Consider the following 15,436-nt stretch of genomic DNA (forward strand, 5'->3'; position numbering starts at 1 on the left):
ATTTTTTAATGTCAAAAAAATAAGTATATCCAGAAGCATAGTAAAAGGTTCTAGAGGGGTCACAAGAGATTGTCGCTTCTGGCCAAAATCTAAAGTGAAGCCCATGAAGGAGCAAATAGAACGTTCGCTTGTCTTTGCTTTAAGCATTAATACAGTTATTGAATGAAGACTCCTTGTACCTCCCCCCCCCTAAAAGAGGTAGTCGTCCATGAACAGCTCTCCGAGAGAAAAAGAATATAAAAGATCCGTAGAAAATAAATTTAATATTTATAACAGTTTATTTTTGAGCCTGCCGTTTCAGAAAATCACAAACGTAGGCATCCTTATTCCTTTACTGAAACAAGAGTGCAGAAAGGGACTTGAGGCAGGGAAAGAACCATTGGAAATATTGGATTCTTTTTTCAGGCTTCACACAAGTTTTGATAGTGAAGAAGAGAAAATTGATTTCATGTTTCGGGTAATCCAGTTTGTTGAACGGCAGGTGGTGCTGTTTGATAGCGCTGAAGATGCGGCATTTGCTCAATTGCTGAAAGATGGCGACTACATGTCGCTCCCAACGTGTATTGAAATTGCACAATTAAAAAAGGATACAGACTTTCTGCATGAGAAGATGTCTGATTTTAGCGTTCGAATCGTATTTACCGCACATCCTACCCAGTTTTACCCTCGATCAGTCCTTGATATCATTGAAAAGTTAAGAGTTCTTGTTCGTGAAAATAAGATAGATGAAATTGATCTTACTCTGCAGCAGCTAGGGCTAACATCAATCATGAATGCAAAAAAACCGACACCGCTGGATGAAGCGAAAAATATCATCTATTTTTTACGTAGTGTCTACTATGACGCGGTGGGAGATTTGTATGCCCGCATCAAAGAAAATTTGCCCACCGATAATTTTGAAAATCCCGATATAATTCAGCTTGGATTCTGGCCTGGTGGAGACCGGGACGGTAATCCCTTTGTCACTGCCAGGACCACCGAACTTGTGGCGGATGAGCTACGAATGACATTAATGAAATGTTATTACCATGAAATTAAAGGTTTGGAGCAGAAACTTACTTTCAAAGAGGTGGAGGAGGATATTGCCCGCTTGAAAGCACAACTCTATCTAACGATGTTTGATCCTTTGAAAACTCTATCGGTAGATGACATACTCAATCAGCTTAATCGGATTAAAGAGTTATTACTGCATAATTTCAATGGTTTGTATATTGGAGAGTTGGAGCGCTTTATCGATAAAGTAAAGATTTTCAAAACACATTTTGCAACGATTGATATCCGGCAGAATCACGTTGAGCATGAAAAAACAATTACACACATTCTTAAAAATGAAAATCGGATCAGTAACAGCCTGAAAGAACTATCAAAAGATGATTTAGTTTCAATTCTTGTTCATGAGAGATTTGATCTACATCCCGATGATTTCACAGACGAGATGGTCAAGGATACGCTTTTAACCATTCAGCAAATCAAATCAATACAGGAAAAAAATGGAGAGGCTGGATGCAACCGGTATATCATCAGCAATTCTGAAAATATTTTCTCTGTCTTGTACGTTTTTGCCCTGCTGAGATGGTGTGGCTGGCAAGATACAACAATACCCGTTGATATCGTTCCATTGTTTGAATCAATGGACGGTATGAAACATTCAGAATCGATCATGCAGGAGCTGTTTGATATTCCTGAATACAGGGGCCATGTCAAAAGTCGCAATGACATGCAAAACATCATGCTTGGATTCTCTGACGGAACAAAAGATGGCGGATTTTTGCAGGCTAACTGGTCTATATTTAAAACGAAAGAACAGTTGTCAGCCGTCTGTAATCGTTATGATATCAAGGTTATCTTTTTTGATGGCAGGGGTGGACCTCCCGCACGGGGTGGCGGGAAGACGCACCGGTTTTATGCATCTCAAAGCCGGAGGATTGCTAACCATGCCATCCAACTCACCATCCAGGGCCAGACGATCACCAGCCAGTACGGCACCCGAGCCCATTTTATTCATAATTGTGAACAATTATTGACAGCTGGTCTGTCACACGGATTATCTGGGGAAGAGGTTGATATCTATAAAAAATCCCGGGATATTTTAGAAAGATTGGCAGAAATCAGCTATGAAAAATATGTGGAACTCAAAGAGCATAAACAGTTTCTGCCATATCTGGAGCACAAGAGTACGTTAAAATATTATGGTATGGCTAATATCGGCAGCCGACCTGCCAAAAGAGGTACAACAGAGAAGCTTACATTACAGGATTTAAGAGCGATTTCTTTTGTGGGGTCATGGAGCCAACTCAGGCAAAATGTGCCTGGTTATTTTGGTATTGGAACAGCCTTGAAAGCGTTGGTCGATGATGTTGGCATCGACATGTTGCAGGAATTATACAGGGAGGTTCCATTCTTCAAAGCTTTGATTCTCAACAGTATGATGTCCATGTCAAAATGTTATTTTAACCTAACTTCATATATAAAAAGGGATGAAGAATACAAAGATTTCTGGAATATTTTATTCGATGAATTTGAACTATCAAAACAGATGGTTCTCCTTGTATCCAAAAACCGATTCCTGATGGAGGAGGAACCGATCTCAAATCGGTCAATTGAAATCAGAGAAGATATTGTTCTGCCACTACTGACAATCCAGCAGTATGCATTCCAGAAAATTCACGAAAAATCGGAAGCTACTGAGTCGTATGAAAAAATAATTCACCGTTCATTGTACGGCAATATCAACGCCAGCAGGAACTCTGCATGAGTATCACATGAACGGAGTAGGCTGCTGCCGCAGTCAATTTCCTCAGCTGAGTTGTTAAAGCAGTTGCCCATATGGCTCTGGCGCTGTCGAGTACCTCCAATGTACTTGATCTGTTCCACGCTGCGAAATCCACATATCAATTACGGATGGAGTCGACTGCGATTCTCCCGGCTCAACAGCGCCCGTTATGCTACGATTAGAAAGTCAATCCCGACTGGAGGTAAATCGCTGTGAGAAAAATAATTGGTTGTCTCGTGAGAAGTCTACCTGTCGCAGCAGGGCTTATTGGCATCGGATATGTAATTGTCTTGTTTATCATTAAAAACCCACAACAATTTGACTTTGCTCTTTTTGTTGTGGGAGCAATACCAATAACAATATTCCTGCCAAGTGTTTTCAGCCAATCAAAAAGTGGAGCTTTACATACTCCAAAAGTAATCTTCCGAAAAGTTGAGTCTCTTGAAATCAAAGAAAAACAGATATCAGAAGACATATTTCCAGCGCTAAGTTACGTTCTTGCAGGATTTTTGGTTTGGATATTCAGTTGGTTAATATATTAAGACAATTAAGCATAACGACTAAGGATAGGAATTGACCAACAATATATGGCAACAGTAAAAGGCAGGATAAAGCGTTAATAGGTGTCCGTGGATTTCCACAGATGTCTTAGACACTTGTGTGCTTTTCCCGGAGAAGTAAATGCATATTGCCGTATGCAGGGGAACTATGTCGTCTCTTTTATTGGCAATGATATGGTAAACTATACAAGTTAGAGAAAAACAGATTCCCTGTTAATTTTTCCCATGGATTCTTGAAGTATGGGCAAAATTCTGCATAATATATAAGAGTGGAAAATTATAAAGGTCTTTCCTGTGATGGGAAACCTGTTTTTGACATCGATAATGACAGGAGTTCTTAACACAAAATCTTTACGGGTAATATCAGCAAGGCTCTGTATGAAAAGATCGCAGCTTGGTGTTGTATATAAAGATTTTAGAATTGTTTTGTGTATCTGTCTGCTATTTGTTGTCACCCTCAGTTTGTTCCTTAACGCAACCTCTGTTTTTGCCGCCAAGTCAGATTCTCAATCCCACGTTCTGTTATTTAATTCTTACCACAAAGGGTATATGTGGAGTGATGAAATCACCCGCGGTGTTGAGGAAAATATAGCAGATTCCGGTGTTGTTTTACATGTGGAATACATGGACACCAAAAGACATTTTAATGAAGAATATCTTTCACTTCTTAGTGAACTTCTCTCTCTTAAGCACAGTAAATATCAGTATGATGTGATCATTGTTTCTGATAATAATGCCTTTGATTTTATAAAGGATCGCGGAAAAGAAATTTTTGGTGATACCCCCATTGTTTTTTGTGGACTGAACTATTTCACCACAGATGATATTAGTGGGATGGAGCATGTAACCGGGGTAAATGAGCAAGCTGATCTTGATCGTAATATCGATTTGATCAAGCTGTTGCACCCGGATCGTCACAAGCTTGTTGTTATCACGGATAGCACCATAACCGGTGAAAAAATCCAAAAGGAAATACTTCGTATACAGGATGCGGGCACCCATAGTGAACTTGAGTTGGAACTTGTCTATGATGTTACTACAACCGAACTCATTGAAAAACTGAACTCCTTAGATGAACAGACATCTGTTCTGTTTACCTTCTTTTTCAGGGACCGCGAAGGTGTGTTTTTGGAATATGATGAGAGTATTGCATTGGTGCTGGAGAGTACTGAGGTTCCTGTTTATGTGAGCTGGAAGTTCAGTATGCGGGAAGGGGTTATGGGTGGTTATCTCACCAGTGGCTATGATCAGGGTGTTGAAGCAGTTGAAAAGGTAAATCAGCTCCTTGCTGGTGTCTCTATTGAGGATATACCTGTTACCTGGAAAAGCCCCACACGGTTTTGTCTCGATTATGGGAGTTTAAAAAGATTCAATGTCGCCTTTGGTAATATTCCGGCAGATGCGGATATCTTAAATATTCCACTGACATTTGTTCAGGAATATAAAGCACTCATAGTCAAAATTGGAATTATTATCGGTGTGCTCATACTGCTGATAATTGTACTTGCCTACGGTCTCATACGCTCAAAGCGTGCAGAAGATACGCTACGTAAAGCTGAAAATTTTATTTCAAACATTATCAACTCCATGCCGTCGGTGTTGGTGGGAGTGGATTCTAGTGGTAAGGTTACCCATTGGAACAGCAGGGCAAAGGCTGAAACGGGAATGACCTGTAATGAGGCTCTTGGTCAGCCGTTAGAGCTGGCTTTTCCAAGGCTTGGCTCTGAAATGGAACGGGTACGTGATGCGATGAGCAGTCGTGAAGTTGTACTGCAACCAAGAAAATCCCACAATACAGATAATGAGACCTGCTATGAAGATGTGACGGTATATCCCCTTGTGTCAAATGGTATTGAAGGTGCAGTTATCAGGCTTGATGATGTTACCGAAAAGGTACGTCTTGAAGAGATGATGGTACAGAGTGAAAAGATGCTCTCCGTAGGCGGTCTTGCTGCTGGTATGGCCCACGAAATAAATAATCCGCTTGCAGGAATGATCCAGACCGCAAATGTGATGAAGGACCGGCTTACCAATGAGAATATGGCAGCTAATATACGCGCAGCAGAAGCCGCAGGTGTTGAGCTTACAGTAATCCACGAATATATGTTGTCCCGCGGTATCCCTAAGATGCTTGATCGTATTTGTGAATCCGGGGCCCGTGCAGCAGAAATTGTCTCCAATATGCTCCAGTTTGCGCGTAAAAGTTCCAGTACTGTTTCAACCCATGATCTGCCAGAGATACTTGACCAGTGTCTGGAGCTTGCGGGAAGTGATTATGATCTGAAAAAACGATATGATTTTCGTCAGATTACCGTGGTTAAAAAGTATCAGGAAAACCTCCCTCCAATCCCGTGCGAAAAAAGTAAAATTCAGCAAGTCATACTCAATATTCTGCGTAATGGTGCTGAAGCCATGCAGGACAATCAGAGCCAGGTAAACGATGAGCATATTTTTACTCTGCAGGTGACGCAGACCGATCCTGATTGGATTTGTCTTGAGATAGAAGATAATGGCCCAGGTATGGAGGAGGCTATTCGTAAACGGGTTTTTGAACCATTTTTCACAACGAAGGCGGTGGATATGGGAACGGGGCTTGGCCTTAGTGTTTCCTACTTTATAGTCACCGAAAATCATGATGGCCGGATGAAGGTGGAATCCGTTGTGGGGCAGGGTGCTCGCTTTATTATCGAGCTTCCTGTGAAGGGTAAAAGAGTATGACTAGCGTAGCTCCGACAATACTGATCCTCGATGACGACGATGCTGTACGGGAGAGTTTTCAATACTATTTTGAAGACCTAGGCTGGGATGTTCGTGAAGCAGAAACTGCAGAAAAGGCGCTGGAAGCAGTAAAACAGGACCCACCGGGAGGTGTCGTTGTTGATATCAGGTTACCGGGTATGGACGGTAATAGTTTTATTCTGGAACTTGAAAAAACGCACCCCAATGTTGTCTGTGTTATCTGTACTGGCTCACCCGAGTATCAACCTCCAGAAGCTGTACTTTCACGGCCACAGGTTTATAGCAAGGTTTTTGCAAAACCGGTGACGGACCTGGAGAAACTTGCGGAGTCGATTATGCAGCATATAAGCCATTGCAATAATAGGCCATTTCATGGGGAGTGATAAGTTGATAAAGATCCTTATGGTTGATGATGAGGAAGTCTTAAGGGAATCAGTTGCTGATTTTTTAGAAGATAGGGATTTTCAAGTTATCACTGCTGAAAATGGTTTTCAAGCTCTGGAATTGTTTGAAAAGGAACAACCAGACCTGATTTTAAGTGATCTGCGTATGCCTGAGATGGATGGGCTGGAACTGTTGCAGAAAATAAGTAAAGTTTCGCCTGAAACGCCCTTTATCGTTGTCTCCGGAACCGGGAGGATTAGTGATACGGTCCAGGCATTACAACTGGGTGCGTGGGACTATATCTTGAAACCGGTACAGGATATGAACATCATCATCCATGCGGTTGATAAATGCCTCGAACGTTCACAACTCCAACGTCAAAATAAGAGTTATCAGGAGGATCTTGAGGCACTTGTCTGGGAGCGAACAGGAGAACTGGAAAAAGCCAACACCCATCTTGAAACCATTAATGCCCGCCTGAAAAAAGTACTTCAAACGACCAAGAACCTGTCGGTGTGTACAGATGTTGTTCGGTTTGGTTCGACTCTGCTTGAAGAATTCGCCGAACATATGGCTGCAACAGGGGGGAGTCTTTTTCTTAGTGAACCTGATGGACTACGCCTTATACACAGTCTTGACGTGGAACATGTTCCCTCGTTTTTACCCTTTCCTCTCCTTGAAAATTCGATTCTCAAAAAGGTGATGGATGCCAACAAACCGTTCCTGAATGAAAATATAAGTCAGGAATCAATGGTGGTAACAAGTGGCTGGCAGGGGTACCGGGATGGATCTATGTTAATATTTCCTCTCCAGGGTGATAGTGGAGAGGTGATTGGTATACTCACCTTGCATAATAAAACGTTTCCACCCTTTGTAGAGCAGGATCTGGAAATTGGGACCATCCTCGCATCATATAGTTGTGAAACCCTTCGGGCAATCTATGCCACTGAAAATCTACGCTCCAGTGAATCCCGGTTTCGTGAACTTGCTGAGATGCTGCCGGAAGCAGTCATCGAGGTTGATTTGAACTTTATGGTCAACTATGTCAATGTTCGGGCGGTGGAGCTTTTTGGATACTCAGAATTTGAGTTTCTCACCCATTTCAACATTTTAGAACTGGTGGATGAAGATCAGCGGGAACTTGCGAGTCTGGCACTTACTGAGCCGTCTGAAACATCTGGTGATAAACCTATTGAATATAGAGCGCTTAGAAAAAATGGAGAAGGTTTTCCGGTTCTCTTGCATTGTGCAGTTGTAAAGGACAATGGTTTGCCAGTGGGCTATCGATCTGTCATTGTTGATATTACGAAAATAAAACAGGCAAATGAAGAGCGGGCACGCTTGGAGGAACAGTATCATCAGGCGCAGAAGGTTGAGTCCATAGGGCGTCTGGCTGGAGGTGTGGCACATGATTTAAACAATCTTTTGACTCCGGTTCTAGGTTATGGTCAGCTCATGTATAATGATTTTGACGAGACAGATAAACGAAAAGGTTATCTTGAGCAGATGATGCGTGCAAGCGAAAGAGCACGGGATTTAGTGGGACAACTCCTTGCCTTTAGTCGAAAGCAGACCCTGCAGTATCAGCCACTTAACGTCAATAATGTAATAGAACGATTTAGCAAGCTTCTGCGCCGTACTATCCGTGAAGATATAGAGTTGATATTCAAGCTCGATGATGGCCTTAAAACAGTTGAAGCGGATATGGGGCAGATAGAGCAGGTGTTGATGAATCTTAGTGTTAATGCTGCCGATGCGATGCCAGGCGGCGGCAGTCTCACCTTTGAGACAGCTATGGTGGATTGCCATGAAGATATGGTCCGCTGTGGTCTGAATTCGGCAAACAAACATATGGTGCTGATGGTTCGCGATACAGGGTGTGGAATGGAGGGTGACCTTCTTGATCATATCTTTGAACCGTTTTTCTCAACCAAAGGTGATAAGGGTACGGGCCTTGGACTTGCAACGGTTTATGGTATTGTTTCCCAACATGGAGGGCACACCAAGGTTGAAAGTGAGGTTGGTAATGGGACAACCTTTAAAATATTTCTCCCTGTAGTTGATATGGTCAAAGCCAAAGCCCAGGATAGCAGTAAGGAGTTGAAAAGCTTTAATGGTAGCGAAGAGATTATGCTTGTCGAAGATGATCTGGTAGTAAAAGAGATGGTCGAAGAGCTGTTAGGGCAACTCGGTTATACGATTCGGGCGGTTGGGAATGCTCCCGATGCCTTGAAGATACTTGAAAAAGAAACAGTTGATCTGCTGTTGACCGATGTTATCTTGCCAGGCCTCAATGGTAAAGAGTTGTTTGTGTACGCCAGATCTCTACATCCTGAACTGAAGGTTCTGTATATGTCTGGTTATGCCGATGAGATAATCGGGGAAGGGGGTGTCTTAGATGATGATGTTGCCTTTATTCAAAAACCCTTTACCATAGATACACTTGCCGCTAAGGTGCGCACCGTGCTCGATCAGTAATGAGACGCTTGCAAAAGTTGTTTTGCTCCAATATTTTCGCAAAATGCTCATATTGTTTAAATTTTTTCCACTCCTAAGCTGTATCCTTGTTCTATTCCTTGCTTCGTTTCCTGCAAAAGTGTAACTCTTCAGATATAGATAATTTGGCTTGTTCTTATATTGGTGGAGTCGGTGGATTCGAAGGATTTGTATGAGTATAAACGAGATGGAGAAACGTATGAAGTTGGCAGACAGGGTTGAAAACCTCGGTGTAGAAACGGCATTTATGGTGGCGGCTCAGGCAGCGCAGCATTCAGCAGCAGGCAACAGGGTGTACCCTTTTCATCTGGGTGACATGAACCTGCCTACCCCTGCAAATATCATAGAAGCGGCCCATAAAGCAATGCGGGATGGAAAAAACGGCTATACACCAAATGCGGGTATTCCTCAACTGCGTGAAGCGTTGGCAGTAGAGTTTAATCGTAGCCGGAAAACAGCATACACTCCTGACAATGTGGCGGTACAGCCAGGTGGTAAGCCGGTCATCTCAAAATTCCTTTTAGCACTCATGAATCCAGGCGATGAGGTGCTCTATCCAAACCCGGGTTTTCCTATTTACGAGTCCCAGATTCGTTTCCATGGTGGTAGAGCTGTTCCATATCCTATTATTCCAGGAGAGACGAATTTCTCCTTTGATCTGGATGCTCTGGAAGCTGCAATTACGGAGCGAACGAAGCTTCTCATCGTAAATGATCTACACAATCCAACCAGTGCCGAATGTAGTGCCGAGGATCGTAAACGAATAGCTGAAATTGCAGTGAAATATGACCTTAAGGTTCTGGTTGATGAAGCCTATTTTGATGTGCGCTATGAAGGACAATCAACCTCTCTTATTATGGAACCTGGTATGGTTGAGCGCAGCGTAATCCTCCACACCTTTTCTAAAAAATATGCAATGACCGGTTGGCGTGTAGGGGCAGCACTTGGACCAAAGTCGATCATTGATGTAATCACTAAACTCAATGTCAATGACGAGTCCTGTACCAGCCATAGCAACCAGTATGCAGCCTGTGAGGCGCTGACAGGCAGTCAGTCGGGTGCAGCGGAGATACTCGCGACCCTTAAAGGTAGAAGAGACTGTGCCGTTGACCTGCTGAACAGTATTGAGGGGATAAGCTGTTATCGCCCAAATGCCACCTTTTACCTCTACCCTGATGTGACAGAGGCTATGACGAATTGTGGTTATACAGACTACCAACCTTTTCTTGATGATGTTCTTACGAATACAGGGGTCTCTCTTTGTGCTAGAACTCATTTTGGGACCTCGCTTAATGGAGAAGATCGTAAATATCTGAGGCTTGCATATTCAGGCATTAATCTTGATCAAATTGAAGAAGGTTTGAGTAAGTTGAAAGAGTTTTTGCAGCGATAGGATAGCAGGGTGTAACAGGTCTGTTGTTATGCGCTCTATATTAACAATGTGATAAACAACGACTCAAAACTTGTGCATGTAATGTCATAGAATAAATGTCCAAATTTAAAACCGTCATAAGCTATTTTGACCTCCCATTAGCGGAATTAGCCAAAGCTAAACTCGAATCTGAAGGTATTCCCTGCTTTCTGTTAAATAAACATCATGTGGGGATGAACTGGATGTATTCCAATGCACTTGGTGGGGTTAAGGTACAGGTACACACTGAAAATTTTGAAAGAGCGATGGACATATTAACCACTGATGAGTCAGCCATTCTCTCAGAAATAGATCAGGAATTTCCTGAAGTTGAGAAAAACGATATATGTAGAAAATGTGGTTCAGCTAATCTTAGTTACATTAATCTGTCAAGAAAAGCGGGTGCGCTGTTTTTACTGTTGAGTCTTCCACTGTTTCTTTTCGGAATTCGCTACAAATGCAAAGATTGTGGCCATAAAATGAAACCAATGCAAAAGTCATAGGAAGGCGTTTGGTCCACTTTCCTGCGCTTTATTTGGATTGGCTGAAGTATGAAAAGAATTGGTGCTGATCAAATTGAGTGTTGTATAGAGAATATGAAAAAAACTATGTCTTTTTTTAAGTATAAGTCTCTGTAGTTGGCTTGGCTGGAAACTCGGAGCTTCTATGGGTGGTATCATGACAGCATATTGGGTTAGTTTTGCTGGTAGCCTGATCGGTGTTTTCTTGGGGGTTTTTGTAAATCGACGGTTTCTCGATTATTGATCACTGAGACTGCGATCAAAAATAGCAGCAATTATGTGAGTCTCTTTATGCAGGCACTGCAATTGAAGGAGCAGGGTAATGACAAGACAAATTCAAGTTGTACTTTTGAGCTTAATACTTCTTACAGGATGTTCATCGATGTCACCAAAATTAGGAGTTGAAAATGGGCAATTGACTCCATGCTCGACTAAACCAAATTGTGTAAATAGTTTTGCAGAAAACACAAAGCAGTACATCGATCCCATTGTGATGGCGGGCACGGCATCAGAGGTGAAAACGGGTATCCTGAACATTCTTAATGGGTTGAAAAACGCCAAGATTATAACAACTGAAGATAATTATATTCGAGCTGAGTTTACATCTAAAATTTTTCGGTTTGTAGATGATGTGGAGTTTTATTTTCCAAGTACAGACACAAATGAAATAACCATACATGTTCGATCAGGGTCAAGGGTCGGACATTCTGATTTTAATGTGAATCGAAAACGCATTGAAATGATGCGAGAGAAACTGACAACACTTAACAACGAAAACTAAATCCTAACCAGTTGGTGGCTTTGTTTGCTGGTTATCCTGGTCGTGCGGAACCAGAGGCTAGTATCACTGCGCTAAAAAAATGTAAAAAATACATTGTAACGATGGCGTATCTGGAATTCTGAGGTGGTCTTGTGTGTTCTCTCCATCTCTTTTTTTGATTGTTTTTTGGAGTTATTAACAATTTGTTAACAAAGTTATCAGCAGGTTATCAACAGGCTTATTCACATCTTTATCAACACTTTTTTCAAAGGCGGATCTACTGAGAAAGATTTCTGTTTTGCACACTACATCTTCATAATAGACAAGAGGCACTTGCCAGATAGGAAATGGTAAGTAATATAACCTAAGCTGTCGAATCATACCGGGGCGTTTTGGGTGTCATACTGTAAAAAATCCTGTGTGCCTTACGTCGTAAATTCATAACTAATATTGAGCCGCTCGTTAGGTAAAACATCTACCAATGAAAAAGGAGGATACAATGAAGCAATTAATACTCACTATTCTGGTGGTATTCACAATGGCTGTTTCCAGTTATGCCGCCGAAGGCATGATTGACGTTAAAAGTATGTCCGGAGTGACTGAGACAGGTGATACATTAGAACGAATCCTGAAAGAGAAGGGCATGACCATCTTTAATAGGGTTAAACACTCTGAAGCAGCTAAAGCTGTGGGAGTTGAACTACCAGATACAGAGCTTATTATTTTTGGCAATCCAAAAGTAGGAAGTCCTCTTATGATGTGTCAGTTAAGCGTTGCTATTGATCTACCGCAAAAAGCTTTAATCTGGAGTGATAAAGATGGTCAAACATGGATATCATATAATGATCCAAGGTATTTGCAAAAAAGGCATGATCTCTCAAATTGTGAAGGGGTGATTGTGAAAATAGAAAAAGCACTTGCAGGTATTACAAAGGCTGCAGCCACACAATAGACAGTATGTCAACAGTTGTACAGGGACACATACTGCAGGCCCATATTCTGTACGTCTTGCTACTTCCTTCTTGCATAAAAGTCTCACCGGAAACCTGTTACGCTAATTTTCAAGGTTATCGGTGAGTTTGTTGTTTAATAGTACTTATATTATGTAACAATTTTATGCTCTAGACAGATTAGTGGACACTCCCTAGGTCTTGTAGCTGAATTCACTGCTTAAGAAGTGTAAACATGTATTGTAGAGAACAGATGATATCTTCACATAGTCTTCAAACCATAAGTGCATATGATAAGAACTCTGAAAAATATGCCGAGAAGTTCGATGATTACGAAATCTATCAAAGAAGAATTACTGATTTTCAACAAAAGTATATTGCACAAGGATCGCATATCCTGGATTTAGGTTGCGGCCCTGCTAATAATATCAGAACGATCTTAGAACAGGATCAAACCTGTTCATTCGACGGTATTGATCTTTCTGAGAAGTTTATTCAAATTGCCAAACAACGTTTTCCGCAATTCACCTTCCTGCAACAGGATATCAGTAATTTAAATGTTGAGTCACAATATGCAGTTATCATTGCCTCTTTTTGTATCGTTCACCTGACAAATGAAGAGACTGCAAAGGTTTTCAAAAGCATTGGGAAGCATCTGACCTCAGATGGATATCTTTATTTGAGCTATATGAATGGCACCCGTTCAGGATTTGAATCTGCGTCTTTTTCCAAAGAAGAAATATTTTTCAATTACTATCAAGATCAGTTTATTATCGAATTACTCAGTAAAAACGACATTGAAATTGTAGAGATAGGCAAGGAAGAATACATTGAGTCTGATGGCTCGATTACTGTGGATTCATTTGTTTATGCAAGGAAAATAAAAAAACGTGAGTATTTATAGAATATACCTCCGGAAAATAGAGGATGAGGCAAGGTTTTTAGATAAGAGTGAAGGGAGTTATTGATGACGGCGGGAAAGATTACCATTTTAGATGGTGGTATGGGAAGGGAGCTTGAAAAACGTGGAGCGCCGTTTAAACAACCTGAGTGGTCTGCATTGGCGATGATGGCTGCGCCAGAGCTTGTAAAAGATGTGCATAAGGCCTTTATCTTAGGCGGGGCTGCAGTGATAATGACCAACAGTTACGCCCTGGTACCATTTCATATCGGTGAAGAAAGATTCAAAGACCAGGGTCTGGCTTTGGCTGCGTCTGCCGGAGAGATGGCACGGGCAGCAGTTAATGAATCGCAGACTGCTACTCGTGTTGCCGCTTCTATTCCTCCACTGTTCGGTTCATACCGTGCAGATCTGTATCAGCCTGAGCGCTTGGTTGAAGTGGCAACACCTTTAATTGAAGGCCTTAGCAGCTATGTGGACTTATGGCTCTGTGAAACACAGAGTTTAATTGACGAGCCCATCCGTATCAAGTCATTGATAGATGGGTTGGATAAAGAAAAAAAGCCGTTCTGGGTTGCTTTTACCCTGGAAGATGTACAGCCAACTGATGAGCCTTGCTTGCGTTCAGGTGAAACGGTAGAAGATGCTGTTAAGGCCATGGTGGGTATCGGGGTTGATGCTATTTTATTTAACTGTTGCCAGCCGGAAGTGATCAGTCAGGGCATTAAGACAACCAGGCATGTGTTGTCACCTCTGGGTGCTGAAAATATCGAGATCGGAGCCTATGCAAATGCATTTCCACCGCAACTTGCGGATGCAACAGCAAATGAAGTGATGAATGAATTACGTGAAGATTTAACTCCAATATCATATCTGGATTGGGCAGAGCAATGGGTTCAAGATGGGGCGACTTTAATTGGTGGTTGTTGCGGAATTGGTCCTGAGCATATAGCATTGTTGTCAGAAAAATTGATTGAACGTTAACATCTCAGTTAGTCAAAATGTGAAACATTGTAAATATAACGTAAGGTGATCGCCCTATGGAAAGATTACTCGTTGCAGGGGCAACAGGATATCTTGGAAGACATATTGTTGAACATTTAGTTGCTCAACACTTCAAGCCCAATGTTTTGGTTCGAAATACTGCGAAATTTGAAAGCTTTGGCTTGCCGGTCAACAAGTTGATTCAAGGGGAGGTGACAGATAGTGCTTCATTGCGCAATTGTTGCGATGGTATTGACGTTGTCATTTCATCCGTTGGCATAACGAGACAGTCTGACGGGCTTACCTATATGGATGTTGATTATCAGGCCAATGTAAATCTGTTGAATGAAGCCAGGAAAAGTGGGGTGAAAAAGTTCATTTACGTGTCGGTCTTAAACGGAGAAAAGCTTACAGCGCTTAATATTTGTGCTGCTAAAGAAAAATTCGTTGAGGAGCTAAAACAGTCAGGTTTAGAGTACTGTATAATCCGTCCCAATGGCTTTTTTTCTGATATGTCTGAGTTCTATAATATGGCGCAAAGGGGGCGGATATATCTGTTTGGAGATGGCAGTTTGAAATCGAACCCTATCCATGGGGGTGATTTGGCTCAAGTGTGCATTGATGCTGTAGCCCTGGATGAAACTGAAATAGAGGTTGGCGGCCCCCAGACGTTACGCCAGGTCGAAATAGCTGAACTGGCCTTTGAAGCGGTGGGTAAACCAGTTAAGATCAGCTATATTCCAGACTGGGGAAGACGCTTGGCTCTGAAACTTTTAAAACTGATACTGAGCAAACAGAAGTACGGACCTGTCGAGTTTTTTATGAGCGTTATGGCTCTTGAAATGAAAGCACCAGAGTATGGAGAGCAAACCCTGAAAGACTATTTTATAAGCCTGAAAAACAAAGCAAGTTTATAATCTGCTGTTAACCCGCTTACTATCCAATGAGGGTAGGGGA

General features: G+C 41.9%; 12 protein-coding genes. All 12 read left to right on the plus strand.

What is annotated here, in order from left to right:
- Nucleotides 1-208: 208 nt before the first annotated feature.
- The gene (locus ACX6CI_RS00815) at nucleotides 209-2,755 is read left to right on the plus strand and encodes a phosphoenolpyruvate carboxylase (RefSeq protein WP_458776281.1); all 2,547 of its coding nucleotides are present in this window, start codon (nucleotides 209-211) and stop codon (nucleotides 2,753-2,755) included.
- A gap of 230 nt (nucleotides 2,756-2,985) precedes the next feature.
- Complete coding sequence (locus ACX6CI_RS00820; protein ID WP_458776282.1) at nucleotides 2,986-3,315, plus strand: hypothetical protein; 330 nt, start codon at nucleotides 2,986-2,988, stop codon at nucleotides 3,313-3,315.
- 396 nt (nucleotides 3,316-3,711) lie between these two features.
- Entirely contained in the window at nucleotides 3,712-6,051 is a 2,340-nt protein-coding gene (locus ACX6CI_RS00825) for an ABC transporter substrate binding protein (protein WP_458776283.1), read from the plus strand.
- Nucleotides 6,048-6,455, plus strand: a complete 408-nt coding sequence (locus tag ACX6CI_RS00830) for a response regulator (RefSeq protein ID WP_458776284.1) — start codon at nucleotides 6,048-6,050, stop codon at nucleotides 6,453-6,455. Before ACX6CI_RS00825 ends, ACX6CI_RS00830 begins: the two co-directional genes overlap by 4 nt.
- A 4-nt stretch (nucleotides 6,456-6,459) precedes the next feature.
- Nucleotides 6,460-8,934: a response regulator gene (locus ACX6CI_RS00835; RefSeq protein WP_458776285.1), complete on the plus strand. Its 2,475-nt coding sequence runs from the start codon at nucleotides 6,460-6,462 to the stop codon at nucleotides 8,932-8,934.
- A gap of 190 nt (nucleotides 8,935-9,124) precedes the next feature.
- Nucleotides 9,125-10,345, plus strand: coding sequence for a pyridoxal phosphate-dependent aminotransferase (locus tag ACX6CI_RS00840; RefSeq protein ID WP_458776286.1), 1,221 nt, complete (start codon nucleotides 9,125-9,127; stop codon nucleotides 10,343-10,345).
- 95 nt (nucleotides 10,346-10,440) lie between these two features.
- Nucleotides 10,441-10,866 (plus strand): putative signal transducing protein, encoded by a 426-nt coding sequence (locus ACX6CI_RS00845; RefSeq protein WP_458776287.1) that lies wholly within the window; start codon nucleotides 10,441-10,443, stop codon nucleotides 10,864-10,866.
- A 400-nt stretch (nucleotides 10,867-11,266) separates the two neighbouring features.
- Complete coding sequence (locus tag ACX6CI_RS00850; protein ID WP_458776288.1) at nucleotides 11,267-11,665, plus strand: DUF1499 domain-containing protein; 399 nt, start codon at nucleotides 11,267-11,269, stop codon at nucleotides 11,663-11,665.
- A 478-nt stretch (nucleotides 11,666-12,143) separates the two neighbouring features.
- Entirely contained in the window at nucleotides 12,144-12,596 is a 453-nt protein-coding gene (locus tag ACX6CI_RS00855) for a DUF302 domain-containing protein (RefSeq protein ID WP_458776289.1), read from the plus strand.
- Nucleotides 12,597-12,847: 251 nt separating this feature from the next.
- Nucleotides 12,848-13,498 (plus strand): class I SAM-dependent methyltransferase, encoded by a 651-nt coding sequence (locus tag ACX6CI_RS00860; RefSeq protein ID WP_458776290.1) that lies wholly within the window; start codon nucleotides 12,848-12,850, stop codon nucleotides 13,496-13,498.
- Nucleotides 13,499-13,561: 63 nt separating this feature from the next.
- Nucleotides 13,562-14,479: a homocysteine S-methyltransferase family protein gene (locus tag ACX6CI_RS00865; RefSeq protein WP_458776291.1), complete on the plus strand. Its 918-nt coding sequence runs from the start codon at nucleotides 13,562-13,564 to the stop codon at nucleotides 14,477-14,479.
- A 56-nt stretch (nucleotides 14,480-14,535) separates the two neighbouring features.
- Nucleotides 14,536-15,396 (plus strand): SDR family oxidoreductase, encoded by an 861-nt coding sequence (locus ACX6CI_RS00870; protein WP_458776292.1) that lies wholly within the window; start codon nucleotides 14,536-14,538, stop codon nucleotides 15,394-15,396.
- Nucleotides 15,397-15,436: the final 40 nt, after the last annotated feature.

The organism is Desulforhopalus glucosivorans, from assembly GCF_054397165.1.